The 15,154-nt window shown below is 46.4% G+C and carries 14 protein-coding genes and 1 pseudogene; 11 read left to right on the top strand and 4 right to left on the bottom strand.

The annotated features are described in order from the left end of the window. Nucleotides 1–126 precede the first annotated feature (126 nt). The 3 genes from NDI33_RS20800 to NDI33_RS20790 are packed head-to-tail and all read left to right on the top strand — an operon-like array spanning nucleotide 127 to nucleotide 2,209. Nucleotides 127–1,386, top strand: coding sequence for an AmpG family muropeptide MFS transporter (locus NDI33_RS20800; RefSeq protein WP_190410905.1), 1,260 nt, complete (start codon nucleotides 127–129; stop codon nucleotides 1,384–1,386). Between the two features lie 57 nt (nucleotides 1,387–1,443). Then, complete coding sequence (locus tag NDI33_RS20795; protein WP_190672559.1) at nucleotides 1,444–1,668, top strand: hypothetical protein; 225 nt, start codon at nucleotides 1,444–1,446, stop codon at nucleotides 1,666–1,668. 1 nt (nucleotide 1,669) lies between these two features. Further along, the gene (locus tag NDI33_RS20790) at nucleotides 1,670–2,209 is read left to right on the top strand and encodes a GNAT family N-acetyltransferase (RefSeq protein WP_190429519.1); all 540 of its coding nucleotides are present in this window, start codon (nucleotides 1,670–1,672) and stop codon (nucleotides 2,207–2,209) included. 180 nt (nucleotides 2,210–2,389) lie between these two features. On the opposite strand, the pseudogene NDI33_RS20785 reads toward NDI33_RS20790, so the two are convergent. Next, nucleotides 2,390–2,488 (bottom strand): annotated as a pseudogene (locus NDI33_RS20785) (IS1 family transposase); the annotation flags it as partial. Nucleotides 2,489–3,832: 1,344 nt separating this feature from the next. Here NDI33_RS20785 and NDI33_RS20780 point away from each other — a divergent pair. Further along, nucleotides 3,833–4,597, top strand: a complete 765-nt coding sequence (locus tag NDI33_RS20780; RefSeq protein ID WP_190410906.1) for a HEAT repeat domain-containing protein — start codon at nucleotides 3,833–3,835, stop codon at nucleotides 4,595–4,597. Nucleotides 4,598–4,607: 10 nt separating this feature from the next. Here NDI33_RS20780 and NDI33_RS20775 read toward each other — a convergent pair whose 3' ends face one another. Beyond that, nucleotides 4,608–5,315: a uracil-DNA glycosylase gene (locus NDI33_RS20775; RefSeq protein ID WP_190534893.1), complete on the bottom strand. Its 708-nt coding sequence runs from the start codon at nucleotides 5,313–5,315 to the stop codon at nucleotides 4,608–4,610. A gap of 262 nt (nucleotides 5,316–5,577) precedes the next feature. Here NDI33_RS20775 and NDI33_RS20770 point away from each other — a divergent pair, with 262 nt between their 5' ends. Together NDI33_RS20770 and NDI33_RS20765 are read left to right on the top strand one after the other, a co-directional pair. After that, nucleotides 5,578–6,294, top strand: a complete 717-nt coding sequence (locus NDI33_RS20770; protein WP_190534890.1) for a phosphoribosyltransferase family protein — start codon at nucleotides 5,578–5,580, stop codon at nucleotides 6,292–6,294. A 112-nt stretch (nucleotides 6,295–6,406) separates the two neighbouring features. Continuing rightward, entirely contained in the window at nucleotides 6,407–6,706 is a 300-nt protein-coding gene (locus tag NDI33_RS20765) for a hypothetical protein (protein ID WP_190410594.1), read from the top strand. Between the two features lie 114 nt (nucleotides 6,707–6,820). Here NDI33_RS20765 and NDI33_RS20760 read toward each other — a convergent pair whose 3' ends face one another. Continuing rightward, nucleotides 6,821–7,198 carry a VOC family protein gene (locus tag NDI33_RS20760; protein ID WP_190672475.1) on the bottom strand — a complete coding sequence of 126 codons (378 nt, stop codon included), beginning with the start codon at nucleotides 7,196–7,198 and terminating at the stop codon, nucleotides 6,821–6,823. 147 nt (nucleotides 7,199–7,345) lie between these two features. Between NDI33_RS20760 and NDI33_RS20755 the strand changes: the two genes are divergently transcribed. From NDI33_RS20755 to NDI33_RS20740, 4 genes are all read left to right on the top strand, one after another. After that, the gene (locus NDI33_RS20755; RefSeq protein WP_190534885.1) at nucleotides 7,346–8,464 is read left to right on the top strand and encodes an aldo/keto reductase; all 1,119 of its coding nucleotides are present in this window, start codon (nucleotides 7,346–7,348) and stop codon (nucleotides 8,462–8,464) included. 205 nt (nucleotides 8,465–8,669) lie between these two features. Next, the gene (locus NDI33_RS20750) at nucleotides 8,670–9,752 is read left to right on the top strand and encodes a class I fructose-bisphosphate aldolase (RefSeq protein WP_190672472.1); all 1,083 of its coding nucleotides are present in this window, start codon (nucleotides 8,670–8,672) and stop codon (nucleotides 9,750–9,752) included. Between the two features lie 317 nt (nucleotides 9,753–10,069). After that, entirely contained in the window at nucleotides 10,070–11,236 is a 1,167-nt protein-coding gene (locus NDI33_RS20745) for a pyridoxal phosphate-dependent aminotransferase (protein WP_190672469.1), read from the top strand. A 362-nt stretch (nucleotides 11,237–11,598) separates the two neighbouring features. Beyond that, nucleotides 11,599–11,856 carry a hypothetical protein gene (locus NDI33_RS20740; protein WP_190534874.1) on the top strand — a complete coding sequence of 86 codons (258 nt, stop codon included), beginning with the start codon at nucleotides 11,599–11,601 and terminating at the stop codon, nucleotides 11,854–11,856. 94 nt (nucleotides 11,857–11,950) lie between these two features. Here the strand turns inward: NDI33_RS20740 and NDI33_RS20735 are convergent, their stop codons facing one another. Continuing rightward, nucleotides 11,951–12,997 carry a 3-deoxy-7-phosphoheptulonate synthase gene (locus NDI33_RS20735; RefSeq protein ID WP_190672466.1) on the bottom strand — a complete coding sequence of 349 codons (1,047 nt, stop codon included), beginning with the start codon at nucleotides 12,995–12,997 and terminating at the stop codon, nucleotides 11,951–11,953. Between the two features lie 600 nt (nucleotides 12,998–13,597). Here NDI33_RS20735 and ggt point away from each other — a divergent pair. Further along, complete coding sequence (gene ggt, locus NDI33_RS20730) at nucleotides 13,598–15,154, top strand: gamma-glutamyltransferase (protein WP_190672462.1); 1,557 nt, start codon at nucleotides 13,598–13,600, stop codon at nucleotides 15,152–15,154.

The raw sequence follows: 15,154 nt of genomic DNA, 5'->3' as shown, positions 1-15,154 counted from the left end.
AAGGCATTACCGATTACCGATTACCCACTAGCAAGGACAGCAAACTAATGACTCAAAGTTCGTAAGGAGCCTTTGTCAGTCGTGAAAGCAACCCAATCTTTTTTTCAAGTTTTTCAAAGCCGCAAGATGGCGGCTCTTTTGTTTCTGGGCTTTGCGTCAGGTTTGCCCTTGTTCTTGACGAGTAAGACGTTGCAAGCCTGGATGACAGTCGAGAACGTGAATTTAAGCGCGATTGGGTTGTTCAGCTTGGTAGGTTTGCCCTACTCGCTCAAGTTTATTTGGTCGCCCTTACTCGACCGCTTTGTGCCGCCGTTTCTGGGGCGTCGTCGTGGCTGGCTAGTTCTAACGCAAGCGGCATTGTTGTTAGCGATCGCAGCAATGGCGCTCCAAAAGCCCTCCCAAGCTTTGCAACTGTTAGCCGTCAATGCTTTATTCATTGCCTTTTTCAGCGCGACTCAAGACATCGCCGTTGACGCCTATCGCACAGATGTCCTGGAAGAACGGGAAATGGGAGCCGGGGCAGCGATTTTTGTTTTAGGCTATCGCGTTGCCTTGCTGATTACGGGTGGTTTGGCGCTGATTTTAGCGGAAAAATTGTCTTGGCCTACAGTTTACTTGTTGATGTCGCTGTTGATGGCAATTGGGTTCGTGAGTTCAATTTGGGCACCGGAACCCATACAGCGCGATCGCCCACCCGATTCCTTATCAGAAGCGGTGTCTTTGCCATTTATTGAATTCTTTCAACGCAATGGTCAGAGCCAAGGATTTTTGATTCTAGTTTTCATTGTTCTCTACAAACTGGGTGACGCGCTCGTTAATAATATGTCCACGCCCTTTTTGTTGGAAAAGACCGGCTTAAACTTCTCTTCCGCAGAAGTTGGTGCAATTCAGGGCGGCATGGGATTATTGGCAAGCATTGTTGGCGCTCTTTCAGGCGGTGCAATTCTCAGCAAAATCGGTATTAATCGCTCACTTTGGGTATTTGGTGCTTTGCAAGCAGTGAGTAATTTTGCTTATTTTCTCCTTGCACAAGTCGGGAAAAACTATCAGTTACTTGTACTGACTATTAATATTGAAAACTTTTGTGCTGGACTCGGAAATGCCGCTTTTGTAGCCTTTTTGATGAGTCTTTGTAACCAGCGCTTCTCGGCAACCCAGTATGCTTTACTCTCCAGCTTAATGGCAGTCAGCCGCGATATTTTAGTTGCCCCAGCGGGTCGAATCGCAGAAGCCACTGGTTGGCCTTCCTTTTTCCTAATTAGCATCGCCGCTGCCTTGCCTGGATTACTGCTGCTGCCTATTTTTGCTCCCTGGAATTCGCGTTCCGTGCCAGAAATGCCTAGAGAGGTACTAGATGATGAAGACGATGACTCTCAACAGTTGTAGGATAGAAACAGAGAGCTTAACAAATCTTAAACACAATTCTTAGAAAAGTCTTTCTCTATGGCTATCTTTCGTCAGTACATTGTTCCATTGATCGTGGTGTTGATCTTTTTTGTGGCGCTGGTGGCAGTTAGCGCCCGCATCTTTTTACCCTCTGACATGGCAGCACCCGCACCTATTGAGGAAGTCAATCCTCCTGGGGAACACGCTCAGGCACCGGCATCTGATTTTGGCTTAGAAAGGATGGATTTAGGATTGACCTCCAACCTAAAATCGATAGTCTAAAATGCCTTGTCTGTTATTGCCGGGGTATCAGCTGCGCGAAGGATCGAGTCTGAATCGAGCAAGTCTCGTGAAATTCATGCAGCTGACTTACCAGGAGCTTTTTCCAGAACAAAAAGATTTTTCTCATCTAGCGGAAACGGTTGAGCAATACTTTTCTAAAAAAACGCCTTTGTGGTGGGTCGAACTAAAGGAAGAAGGAAGAAAAAAGGAAGAAACAGATTCTTCAATTCCCGGCTCATCCGTTCATCATCCTTCCCAAGTAGCTTGTCTTTGGTTGGGAAATGCCGTGGATCAGGTGACAGGCGATCGCCATGCCCACATTTTTTTACTCTATGTCTTGCCAGAACACCGCAGACGTGGTATAGGAAAAGCTTTGGTCAATCATGCCGAAGACTGGGCGCGGGCAAGAGGCGATCGCCAAATGGGTCTGCAAGTCTTTCAAACCAATCAACCCGCGTTGAATCTTTACCGCAGCCTCGGCTACCAAACCCAGTCTTTGTGGATGCTGAAACCGCTGTTTCCTGAGACACCGCAGCCATAAGGAAGACCAAGCAAGCTATTTTGTTTTGGGTCGTCCAAAACCTTTTGCCTGTTTCTTCCCTTTGCCCTTGGAAGTTTTTTCCGGTACGGCAGGAACGCTGTGCGTCTTTGGCAATGCCTGAGCTTCAGATGTTACAGCAGGCTTTGTCTGCGTTTGTGGCTCGGCTTCTTCACCAGCATCAGCGGCAACAAACTGTTTCCCACAGTCTTTACAAACATATCTTTGCTTGTTTTTATAGTGCCCATTTTTCCGAACCTCAGTAGCGCCGCATTTTGGACAGTTAATCTGAGGTGTTTCTATTGCTTGGGCTTCTGGGACGGCTGCGGGTGCTGATTCTACCGCGGGTTCGTTCTGGTCGTCTGCTTCTGGTTGCTGGTTGAAAACAGATACCACTGCCTCAAGCGCTGATGCAGCTCTATCTAATAAAGTTGGTTGAGGGGCGTCTGGTTCATCATTGGGAGCGATCGCTTTCTCCGAAGACTCAGCAGCCGTCTCCTCGTCTGGTTGAACTGACTCTGGAGCTTCGGCGGTTGGTGTTTCGGTTTCGACTTCCGATTTGCTGGGAATCTCTTCGACTGGAACGGATGTAGCCGCTGATATTTCGGCTTCGACTGGAGGTGCTGGTTCTACAGCAGGCTCTTTTTGGTCGGCATCTGGCTTGTCGAAAACAGATACCACCGCCTGAAGCGCCGCCGCCGCCCTGTCTAATAAAGAGGGTTGTTGGGTATCTTTTGGTTCCTCTATCGGCGCGATCGCCTCTGGCGACTCAGCCTCAGCAGCAGTCGTCTCCTCAGTCGGTTGAACTGACACTTCCGGTGCCGCCGTTGGAGTTTCAGATATTGCTTCTGGAAGGGCGCTGGGCGTCTCCTTGACGGGTTCGGGAATGGGTGCTGCTTCCGTCTCTGGCACTGAACTGGATGATGACTCTACTTCCGGTGCCGAGACTGGAGTTTGGGCTTCTGTCTGTTGCACTGAGCTGGATGGTGACTCAACTTCCGGTGCCGCGACATCTGAGGGAGCCGTAGAACTCGCGTCTACTGGCTGCTCCCAACCAGGTACTGGAGGGGCAGGCTTCCAGTTAGGGTCAGGCTGGGGAATTTTGAATGCTATAATTTCCGGCGGTTGCGATCGCGTTGGTTTGGCAGCAGTCAGTCGGCTGATGCGATCGCCGAGATTTTCCGCGATCGCATAGGTCACGGGAAGCACCGTCGGTTTCGAGACTGCCTCTCGCACCAAGCCGCTAACGTGTTCGGACGGATCGAGGGCAGGTTGAGGGGCAGGTTGAGGGGCAGGTTGAGGGGTAGATGGCACTGACGGTGATAAATTGACCTGCGGCAATGGCATCACCGGCTGCTGAGATTGGTGGGTAGGTCCCAAGGCGGGAACGAATCGAATGGAACGAACCATCCGGCGATATGGCTCTAGGTGGTCTGTCACATTACTCCCCCTGTTATCAAGGATCACAATAGAAGGCTCTTGGTGTCGTGTACTATACCAAATTCAACTTTTTGATCGGGTCTAGCAACTCATAATGTTAGTTTTCTTAACTTTCGTGCCTCTCTCAAGCAGGCATTGCCGGTAGAGACTAGAGGAATGGGAGCGGTAGTGGTACTTTATTCAAATATGTATGACGACGATGACGATTTGAGCTTACTCGATCCAGAGATAGAGCTAGAAAGCCCTCTGGATCAAATAGAGCCGCTTGATGCCGACGCAGAGAGCCAGCCTAAACCAGATCCAGATGCGATGCTGGCACTGTTAACGGCTCCTGGAACACAGCAACGGATGCTAGCAGCACGAGCTTTCTGCGAACTCCAGGATGAACGGGCGATTCCTCATTTAATTCACTTACTGAGTGACCCCTGCCCGTTGCTACGGGTGAGTGCTGCTTATGGGCTGGGGCGCAATCCCAGTTCTACCGCCGTAGTGCCGTTGATAACCCAGCTCAACAACGATTGGAATGGCTACGTCCGCAAAGGTGTTGTTTGGGCTTTGGGAAACTGCCGCGATCGCCGCTCGTTAGAACCTCTCACCGACGCCTTAAAAACCGATATTTCTGCCGTGCGTCTGTGGGCAGCCAGTGGGTTAGCTCAAATGGCTGAACTGGGCTACGAAGCCATTGTGGCATCAATTCCACCCCTGATTGAAGCTCTAAGGCAAGACCCGATCGCCGCCGTCCGTAGCAACTGTGCTTGGTCGTTAGGACAACTCTGCCGCGAAATGCCTTCTAATGCCGTCTACGCGGGTGCCATTGATGGATTAATTGAGGCATTTGCAGAAGATGAAGAGATGGGTGTCCGAGAAGATGCAAAAGCTGCGCTTTTGAGAGTCGGCGATCCCAGAGGTCTTCAGCTGATTGAAACCCTAGAACAGGAAGGACTCGTGTAAACCGACAACATTAGCCTGGAGAACTGCGGATTTCATCCAACTTTGCCCGCACAGCTTGAATATCCTGCCACATTAACCATTTGGGGCTGCCCGCTTCACGGGCAGGATTCCGCAGCAGGTAGGCTGGATGGAGAATCGGCATACACAGGCGTCCTTCCCACTCGATCCAAGTGCCGCGAATCTTAGTAATGCCTCTTTTATCGCCAGTCAATCCTTTCACTGCTGTAGCGCCCGTCAATAGGATAATTTTCGGGTCTACCATGCGGATCTGTTCTAATAGATACGGTTTGCAAGCAGCGATTTCATCGGGGGTGGGAACCCGATTAGCGGGGGGACGGCACTTATTAATATTGGCAATGTAGACGTCCTGTTCGGGATCTAGCTGCACCGACGCGAGTATTTTATCTAGCAACTGACCCGATTTACCGACAAATGGTTTGCCTTGTTCGTCTTCATTTTGACCGGGCGCTTCCCCCACAATCATGATGGGTGCCTGGAGATTGCCGCGTCCAACTACAGCGTTTGTGCGGGTTTCGCCCAATTGACAGCGATAGCATTGGTTGCAATGCTCAGCCATCTGAGCCATTGTTTGATAGGTGCCAGCAGGAATAGGAATTTTGGCACTTGTCGGAATCAGTTCTAGTGCTTGAGGCTGGGCTGTGGTAGATTCGCTAATCCCTGAAGTGTCAAAAAGGCTGAGTTGGTCTTCGCTTGGCATGAATTTGGCGGATAGTCTATGGTTTTTCCGAAATAATCCTAACAATATTGACACTTTGCTGACCTAAGCCGGAAGGTCGCTCTTCCGACTTAAATCAGCGTGAGGCTTACGCCCTTTGAGCTTGCGGTTACTCTTAGGCTGAAGGTGGGTTCACACTTGCCCTTTGATAGTTCATACTTTGGATGGACTCTCGATTTCTGCCTTATCTGGCGAAAATCAGCCATTATAGAGGCGAGCGCACTGCCAACTTCTGGAGGGTGCCATGTCATCAGCCCCAATTTTCCGCGATCGCATTACTGCTGGCGAGCAGCTAGCTCAGCCTATTCTGGCAGAGATTAAGCAGCTCCAGGCTCAAGGCTTGAGCGTTCAGCCGATCGTTTATGCACTGCCTCGCGGCGGCATTCCGGTAGCTGTGCCGGTAGCACGCTGTCTGGGTTGCGCGGTGGATATCGTTGTCGCTAAAAAAATTACCCGTCCTGAAAATCCAGAACTGGCGATTGGTGCCGTCACGTCAGATGGGCACGTTATCTGGTACCAGGCAAAGCGATCGCGGAAAGATCCCGAAAATAATCAGCTACGGGAAGCGGCGTTGCACCAAGCCCAAGAAAAAGCTGCGGCGCTCTACAGTCAGCTTTCTCCTAGCTGCTTATCCGTGAATCCTCGCGGTGCGATCGCTATTTTGATTGACGATGGCATTGCTACCGGCATGACAATGGCAGCCGCCGCTTACGCTTTGAAAGCCCAAGAACCTGCTGCGGTTTGGGTTTGTAGTCCGGTGGCACCGATAGGATTAGGCGATTGGCTATTATCTTGGAGCGATCGCGTGATTATTCTCCAAACACCCGATCCTTTCCTCAGTGTCAGTCGCTTCTATGAGGCATTTCCCCAAGTTGAGACACAAGAAGCGATCGCTGACTTACAACAGCACAATCAGCAGATTTTCCCTGGAACTCCTCCAGATGCACCTCTAAGCAGATAGCCAAACTGTTTAATTTTGATTATCTTAACTAGTAGTCCTAGATTGATTTTTTTATTAACGATTAACCGTTAGTTAATCGTTAATGGCTCTTTTAAAAAATAACAACCGATCGATGAGACCTATACAATTTTGGTGGCGCACTTTAGTTTTTTCTAGCCAGTACAATCCACCTTGGTTCGTTGAGTTGCTGATGACCGGGTTAGCTATCGGCTTACTGATGAGTTGGGAAATTACCAAAGACTGGCCTTATCTGCTTTTAAGTTCAAGCTATGCCATTGGAGCTGCGATGTCAATGTGGGTACGCGAAACTCTGATGCCCTCGCCCCATTTGCGCGTGATGCAGATTCTCGCCATCCTGTTACTAATCTATAGTTTTTGTAGTTTTTCTGACTTAGCCGTTTACCTCAAGTAATCCTGTTTCAAATTTAGATTTCAAAATCTAATTTCACACACTATTGGATAATTTTAAATCATGCAAATTTAAAATTATCAAGCGATACCTTTCCTTCGAAAATAAGTAAAAATTTTAACAAATAGCAAATACTTGGTGAAGAATTAACCGATTTCCTACGGGATCGTAAGCATAGATTTCTCTGCCATGAGAAGCGATAAAAATTTCTCCTGGGGGTGGGTATCCGAGGGCAGTTAGGTGAGAAATTGCCCCTTCTAAGTCAGTCACTTCTAAACACAAGCTCATTCCACTTTTAGCTGATTCAAACTCTGATAAGTGCGTTTCTTTAGGTCTGAAAATTCCTAAGCGAAATCCAGGCAACTGAAATTCAGCGTAAATATTCGGGATGTAGGGATTTGGGTTTTGGTTGAGCAGATTGGTATAGAAAAGCACTAGAACTTCAAGGTCAACGGTTGCTAAAGTGACGAGTGCGGCGGTGCATTGGAAAAGCATATTTGTTAGGAATCACCTGAAAAAAAGGTTAAGCCTTAATAAATTGGATTTTTAAGAGAAGTGAATAACCTATCTAGAGACGGGTGAAATAAACTAACAAAAATATTAATTCTAGGAAGAAATAAAAGAAATCAGCAGGGTCAGTTCATGCCAGATGCACATGATGATACCGCAGCCCAGAATCGTCGCCAAGAAATTCTGAACTGGAAGCGCAGGCAGTTTCTGCAACGACTCGGCGTTTTGGGAGCTGGAGTCGCGATCGCCGATCGGATTTTGCTACACCCACACCAACAAGTCAATGCTGAAACGAATCTATCGCCAACTTCCCAGGCGACGCCCATCAAAGCAGGCGAGATTCCCCGCCGAAAACTCGGACGCACTGGCGTAGAAGTTTCCGCGCTGACACTCGGCGGCTTTCACTTGGGAGTTCCGAACGAACCCGAAGCGATTCGGATTGTTCAAGAAGCGCTGGATGCGGGTGTCACCTTTATGGACAACGCCTGGGAATATAACGAAGGTGTCAGCGAACAACGGCTGGGGAAGGCGCTGCAAGGGCGGCGGGATAAAGCTTTTGTGATGACCAAAGTTTGTACCCACGGACGCGATCGCAAAGTCGCCATGCAGCAACTAGAGCAATCTTTGCGGCGTCTGAAGACGGATTATATCGACTTATGGCAAGTTCACGAAGTTGTTTACGACAACGACCCGGAAAGGCATTTCGCCAAAGGGGGTGTTATCGAGGCTTTAGATGAAGCCAAGCAGCAGGGTAAAGTTCGGTTTGTTGGCTTCACAGGTCACAAAGATCCGGCAATTCACCTGAAAATGCTTTCCTATGATTACCCCTTTGATACGGTGCAACTGCCACTGAATTGTTTTGACGCCAGCTTTCGCAGCTTTGAGAAACAAGTTCTCCCAGAACTCAACAAGCGCGGGATTGCCGCCATTGGCATGAAAAGTCTCGGCGGTGAGGGCGAACCGATTAAAGCAGGCGTTGTCACCGTTCAAGAAGCGTTACGCTATGCCATGAGTCTTCCCGTGGCGACGACAGTGAGTGGGATTGACTCGCTACAAGTGCTGCGCCAGAACTTGAATATTGCCAGGGGTTTCACGCCGATGACTCCAGAGGAAATGCAAGCCGTGCGATCGCGTTATGCAACCTATGCTGCTGATGGGCGCTTTGAACTTTACAAAACATCAAAGAAGTACGACGGGCCACCGGGTAGAGAACAGCACGGATTTCCACCAAAAGAGCAAGTTGAAACTTGAAGCGGTACGCTAGCTTTTAAGGATACTTCTCTCGTTGATTAAAGACGGGTGGTAATTGGAATTGGAGTGATGAGTTTTGAATAAAGCATTTTAAACTCAAAACTCAGAATTAAACACGCGCTACTCTAACAAAACTTTTGATTGATTACCCCTCTTCCCTGCATCAGTACTGCCCACCAAAACTCAAGTTTTTAGGAAAACGGCTATGACTACTACGCTATCTATGCCCAGTTTTCTAGAGTCGAATCTTGGTCAAGAAGCAGAAGACCTTCTGACTCACAAAGCGAAGATTTCTAAAGATTTACTGCATCTGCCAGGGCCTGATTTTGTAGACCGAATTTTTGCTGCTAGCGATCGCAACCCGCAAGTGCTGCGGAGTCTCCAGCAACTGTATTCAACCGGGCGTTTAGCCGATACTGGATATCTTTCCATCCTGCCAGTAGACCAAGGCATCGAACACTCAGCGGGTGCTTCTTTTGCACCCAACCCGATGTATTTCGATCCTGAGAATATCGTCAAACTCGCGATCGCTGCCGGTTGCAATGCCGTTGCTACCACGCTGGGCGTTTTGGGCATGGTTTCTCGCAAGTATGCCCACAAAATCCCCTTCATTCTCAAGATTAACCACAACGAACTGCTCACTTACCCCAATCAATTCGACCAGATAATGTTTGCCTCTATCGAGCAAGCATGGAATTTGGGGGCAACTGCGGTCGGGGCAACGATTTACTTTGGTTCAGATCAATCTACCCGCCAAATTCAGGAAGTCAGCCAAGCTTTTGAACTCGCCCACGAATATGGGATGGCAACCATCCTTTGGTGCTATCTCCGGAATAACGCTTTTAAGCAAGACAAAGACTATCACCTGGCAGGGGATCTCACGGCTCAGGCAAATCACTTGGGCGTGACCATTCAAGCAGACATCATTAAACAAAAGCTGCCTGAATGCAACAACGGATATGCTGCGGTTGCCAAAGCCACAGGTCAAAGTTACGGCAAAACCCACGATCGAGTTTACACCGACCTGACGACCGACCACCCGATCGATCTCACCCGCTACCAGGTGCTAAATTGCTACTCTGGTCGCGCTGGATTGATTAATTCCGGAGGTGCGTCGGGTAAAAACGACTTTGCCGAAGCAATCCGCACCGCCGTCATTAACAAACGGGCTGGGGGTACTGGATTGATTTCCGGTCGTAAAACCTTCCAGCGTCCGTTTGAGGAAGGAGTGAAGCTATTTAACGCCATCCAAGATGTTTATCTCTCACCAGATGTAACCATTGCTTGAGCGCGGGGTCTGTTTATCCAGATCCATAAGCGCCAAAGCGTGTTTTCAAAGAACCTCTAAGGTACAACGACACTAAAATGGAAAACTTTGTGTTTCCTGAGTGTCTTTGTGCCTTAGTGGTTAATTGTCAGGATGCAGGTAAAAACAAGGAATTCGTTTAAAAAGTAAAAAAAATGCCAACCTGGAGCCTGATTGCAGGCTACTCTGAAAGACTAGAGAGTTACCAAGAGCGAACTGGCAAGTCAGCGCAACGCGATCGCACAAGCTAAGTTACTTTGGCAACGGCTCTCTAAGTTAGTCTCAAGAGTGGGGTAAGGATGAAGCTGGCAGCACGAGTGGAGCAAGTACAGCCTTCTTTAACATTGGCGATCGCAGCTAAAGCCAAGGCGATGAAGGCAGAAGGAATGGATGTTTGTAGTTTGAGTGCTGGGGAACCGGATTTCGATACCCCGACGCATATCAAAGTCGCTGCCCAAAAAGCGCTAGACGAGGGCAAGACCAAGTACGGGCCAGCGGCGGGGGAACCGAAGTTAAGGCAAGCGATCGCTCACAAGCTACAAACTGATAATGGACTCAGCTACATGGCTGAAAATGTCATCGTTACCAACGGTGGCAAACATTCCCTCTATAACCTGCACATGGCGCTGATTGAGGCGGGGGATGAGGTGATTATCCCCGCTCCCTACTGGCTCAGTTATCCGGATATGGTGGTTCTAGCGGGTGGGACTCCGGTGATTGTGCAGACAGATGCCTCCACCGGCTATAAAATTACGCCGGAGCAACTCCGCTCATCTTGTACCGAACGGACGAAGCTCTTTGTCCTCAATTCCCCTTCTAATCCCACCGGCATCGTCTATACGCCAGCAGAGTTGGCAGCATTGGCAGAGGTGGTGGTAGAGAAAGATATTCTGGTTGTCTCCGATGAGATTTACGAAAAGATTATCTATGATGGAGTGCAACAGATTAGTATTGGTTCCCTGGGACAAGAGATTTTTGAGCGCACCCTCATTAGCAATGGGTTTGCAAAAGCCTACTCAATGACGGGTTGGCGAATTGGTTATCTCGCGGGTCCCGTAAAATTGATTAAAACAATGAGTACCATCCAAGGGCACAGCACCTCGAATGTGTGTACTTTTGCACAATTTGGCGCGATCGCTGCCTTGGAAAGTTCTCAAGAGTGCGTGGAACAAATGCGCCTCGCCTTTGCCGAACGGCGACAGGTAATGTTAGAGCGTCTCAACGCCATTTCTGGACTCAGTTGTGCCAAGCCTGACGGTGCTTTCTATTTGTTCATTAATATCGGCAAGACGGGTTTAACTTCTCTAGAATTCTGTGATGCTTTACTAGAATCTCAGCAAGTTGCTGCCATTCCAGGGATTGCTTTTGGTGCCGATGACCACATCCGTTTATCTTACGCGACGGATATGACCTCGATTGAGAAAGGCATGGACAGATTAGATAAGTTTGTGCGATCGCTAGTTTAGTCCAGAGCTGGGGAAAACGATCTCGTCACTCACTAACTGAACAAAATTGGTAAAGTAGCACCCGCGATTCTTAGGGTTTCTGGGATGCTACTTTGCGATCGCTTTGTCTAAAATTTGCCACGAGCAAAATACAAAGGAGCTGCTTCTTGTGATTTGCATCACATAAGCGGAAGATAGCGATCGCATTTATTGAGATTGCTGTCACTCAATTGAGTGCGACTTTAACTTTTATTAATTAGTTTCATCACTCATAAGGTTGATATGCGTCACTTTTTTTGTAGACAGCTATCACTTATCCCGACAGAGATTGCAGTGCATAGTAAGAATTAAGATACAGAATTTCACAAGCGGAGATAAATAAAATGTTAGTAACTTCCAATTTTATATATTCTCACAGCCGTTACTATGGCGATGTAAAACCAGAAAATTTAGTTTTTAATGCAAATCTACAAGAATTTGCTCAAAAAGCAACTTATATCAGTTGTCTGGCAAGCAATGGCAAAATTCCTCTAGAGAAAGCTTTCCAAGACCTTGAAATGCTTTGGAAACAGTTAGAAGATTCAAAAAAGCAGCTAGGTGTAGGCGAACATCCATTCCAAGTAGAAGGAGAAAACACTTAGTTTAGTATCGGTGAAACTACCTTCACCGATACTACAAGCACAGGCGAGAACGTTGCGCTGACTTGTCAGTTCTCACTTTTAAAAAACTGCTTTTTTACTTTAGCTTCTCGTAGGCAGCTAAAATAATCCTTTCTGTTTCCTCCCAATTAATACATTTATCTGTTACCGAAACACCGTATTTTAATTCTTCTAATTGGCTAGGAATGGGTTGATTGCCTTCGTACAAATTTGATTCCAGCATCATGCCAACAATAGATGAATTTCCTTCTACTATTTGTTGAATAACATTTTCAAAAACTGCCGACTGTTTTTTATAGTCTTTATTTGAATTTCCGTGACTACAGTCAATGACAATTTTTGGAGGTAAATTAGCCGCTTTTAATTTCTCCTCCGCAATTTTTACGTTCGCAGCATCAAAGTTAGGCTGTTTGGCACCGCCCCGTAGAATAATATGACCGTAAGCATTTCCTTTCGTTTTAAAAATGCTCACCTGTCCCGTTGCATTAATCCCTAGAAAATGGTGAGGTTTTCTAGCTGACTCCAGAGCATTTAAAGCGACTTGAACGCTACCATCAGTACCATTTTTAAAACCTACTGGCATTGAAAGTCCGCTTGCCATTTCGCGGTGAGTTTGCGATTCGGTTGTGCGTGCCCCAATTGCAGACCATGCAATCAATTCGCCAATATATTGTGGGACTATAGGATCGAGAGCTTCTGTAGCAGCAGGTAATCCCAATTCAGTTATTTTGATTAATAAACTCCGTGCAGTTAATAAACCCTTTTCTATGTGAAAAGAATCATCCATATCCGGATCGTTAATTAATCCTTTCCATCCCACAGTAGTCCTTGGTTTTTCAAAATACACTCTCATGATCAGCAGCAGCTTATCGTTCACTCGATCGGAGAGATTTTTTAGCCTATAAGCATATTCTTCAGCAGATTTTACATCATGAATAGAACAAGGGCCAACTACAATAAATTTTCGACTATCTTTCCCATCTAGGATATCCTCTATTTCATTCCTAAAGTTTAAAACGGTTTTTTCTGCCTCATCTGTTAAAGGTAATTTTGATTTAACTTCATTTGGAGTTAAGAGAATATGCGAATCTTCAATATGAGTGTTGAATAATTGAGTTTCCATCGGGTATAATTCCTGGTTTTTGTATGCGTTAGGGATTGAAGTCCAAATGTAATGTTATAGACAGGGTGAAAAAATTCATCTAACTTAGATAAAAAAATTAATAAAAACGCTGAACCCTAGCTGCAAGGATTCCCCGAAGCACATCTTAGGGAAGCGATCGCTATCTGGATACACCCTCACCCAAGCTGAAAGCGATCGCTTCCCTGAATCTCTCCGGGTTGCTAAACCATCTATTTCAGCAACGGCAACTCCTCATCGATTTCCGCGATTTCTGCTGAGATGCTTGGAGTGCTAGCCCTCTCAGGTAGTTTTTCATGTGTTTTAAATCAACGAGTTTATCTTGTGTAGATTTCCTGTTTTGCCCTTACCAAGGGATACCTTTCAGCAACCACTGTTGTTTTTCGAGGCATAAGGCACAGATAGAATCCTCGATCTCTAGTAAAGTCGGTAATATCATTTCGTTTGTCCTGCCAATTTTATTATATTCAATCGCGATCCGATACTCATGACACTCTCATCATGCAAATATAAGAAAGCGCGATCGCCCTACATACTGATAACCTAGCTTCTATTCCCTCTAGTTTTTCGTACTCAATATTTATGTATAAAAAAACTCACGGTGTTATTGCTGCTGGACATCAAAAAACAGCCGAAGCTGGAATTGAGATGCTCCAATTAGGGGGGAACGCATTTGATGCGGCGGCGGCTGCAATCCTAGCCTCTTGCGTTACCGAAACTGCGCTGACATCTGCGGGGGGTGGTGGGTTTCTTTTAGCCCATACTCAGGATAATCAAAATATTTTGTTTGACTTCTTTTCTCAAACGCCACGTCAGAAAAAAAGTCAGGAAAATCTTAACTTTTATCCAGTTGCAATTAATTTTGGCGATGCAGTCCAAGAGTTCCATATTGGGCTTGGTTCAATGGCTGTCCCAGGAAACCTCAAGGGGGTTTTCCACGTTCATCAAAAATTAGGTAGATTACCTTTTAAGGTGGTTGCTGAACCGGCAATCCGTTATGCAAAGACGGGTGTTGAACTAAACGATTTTACCTATTATTGTTTGACAATCCTCAGCCCCATGCTGCTTGGCTCTAAAGAGATGCAGCAGGTTTTTGCCCCAGAGGGGAAACTCGTCCAGCCTGGAGGAACAGTTTTGATGAGTGATTTTGCTGATACGTTAACTTATTTATCTGAAAGTGGAATTAGAGAATTTTACGAGGGTGAAATTGCCCAACGCTTAGTCAACGATTGCCAAGATTATGGAGGTTACTTAACCTTAGAAGACCTTAAGAATTATCGAGTAATTGAGAGAAAGCCGCTGGTGATGAATTACCGGGGAAACACCTTCTTAACAAATCCTCCACCCAGTTCTGGAGGTATTCTGATTGCTTTTGCTTTAGAACTGCTTTCAAAAGTTGATTTAACTAATATAGAGTTTGGCAGTTCTCGCCATTTAGAAATATTAGCTCATGTGATGCGCCTAACCAATGAAGCCAGAACGGATAGATATGACGCTTATACTCATACAGAAGATATTGCCCAAACTTTTTTATCATCTGAACATTTGGCTATTTATGAAGGTCAATTAACTGAAGTTGCCAATAAATGGGGAAGCACTACTCATATCAGTGTGGTTGATAGCGAAGGCAATGCGGCGAGTGTTACCACTTCCAACGGAGAAGGGTCTTCTTATGTGATTCCGGGAACTGGGATTATGCTGAATAATATGCTAGGAGAAGCTGATTTAAATCCGCATGGATTTCATAACTGGGAAGAAAATACGCGGATTTCTTCAATGATGGCTCCGACTATTGTACTTAAGAATAATCAACCAGAGATTGTTTTAGGTTCTGGTGGCTCGAATCGAATTAGAACTGCAATTTTACAAGTTATTTCTAATATTATTGATTTTAAAATGGACGTTGATGCAGCAGTAAACCATCCTCGCGTTCATTGGGAAAGTGATATTTTTAATCTTGAACCCGGCTTTAGCGAAGAAGAACTTAAAAATCTGATGCTTCCAGGTAGTAATGAATTGATTTTTTGGAAACAAAAGAATATGTTTTTTGGTGGCGTTCATAGTGTCATGGAAAATTCGGAAGGATTAATAACCGGCGCTGGCGATCGCCGTAGAAGTGGAGTCATCGCGACCTGCTAA

It is taken from the genome of Trichocoleus sp. DQ-A1, assembly GCF_039961955.1.
Taxonomy (GTDB): domain Bacteria; phylum Cyanobacteriota; class Cyanobacteriia; order Cyanobacteriales; family FACHB-T130; genus FACHB-T130.
This window is presented reverse-complemented; position numbering and strand designations above follow the sequence as displayed.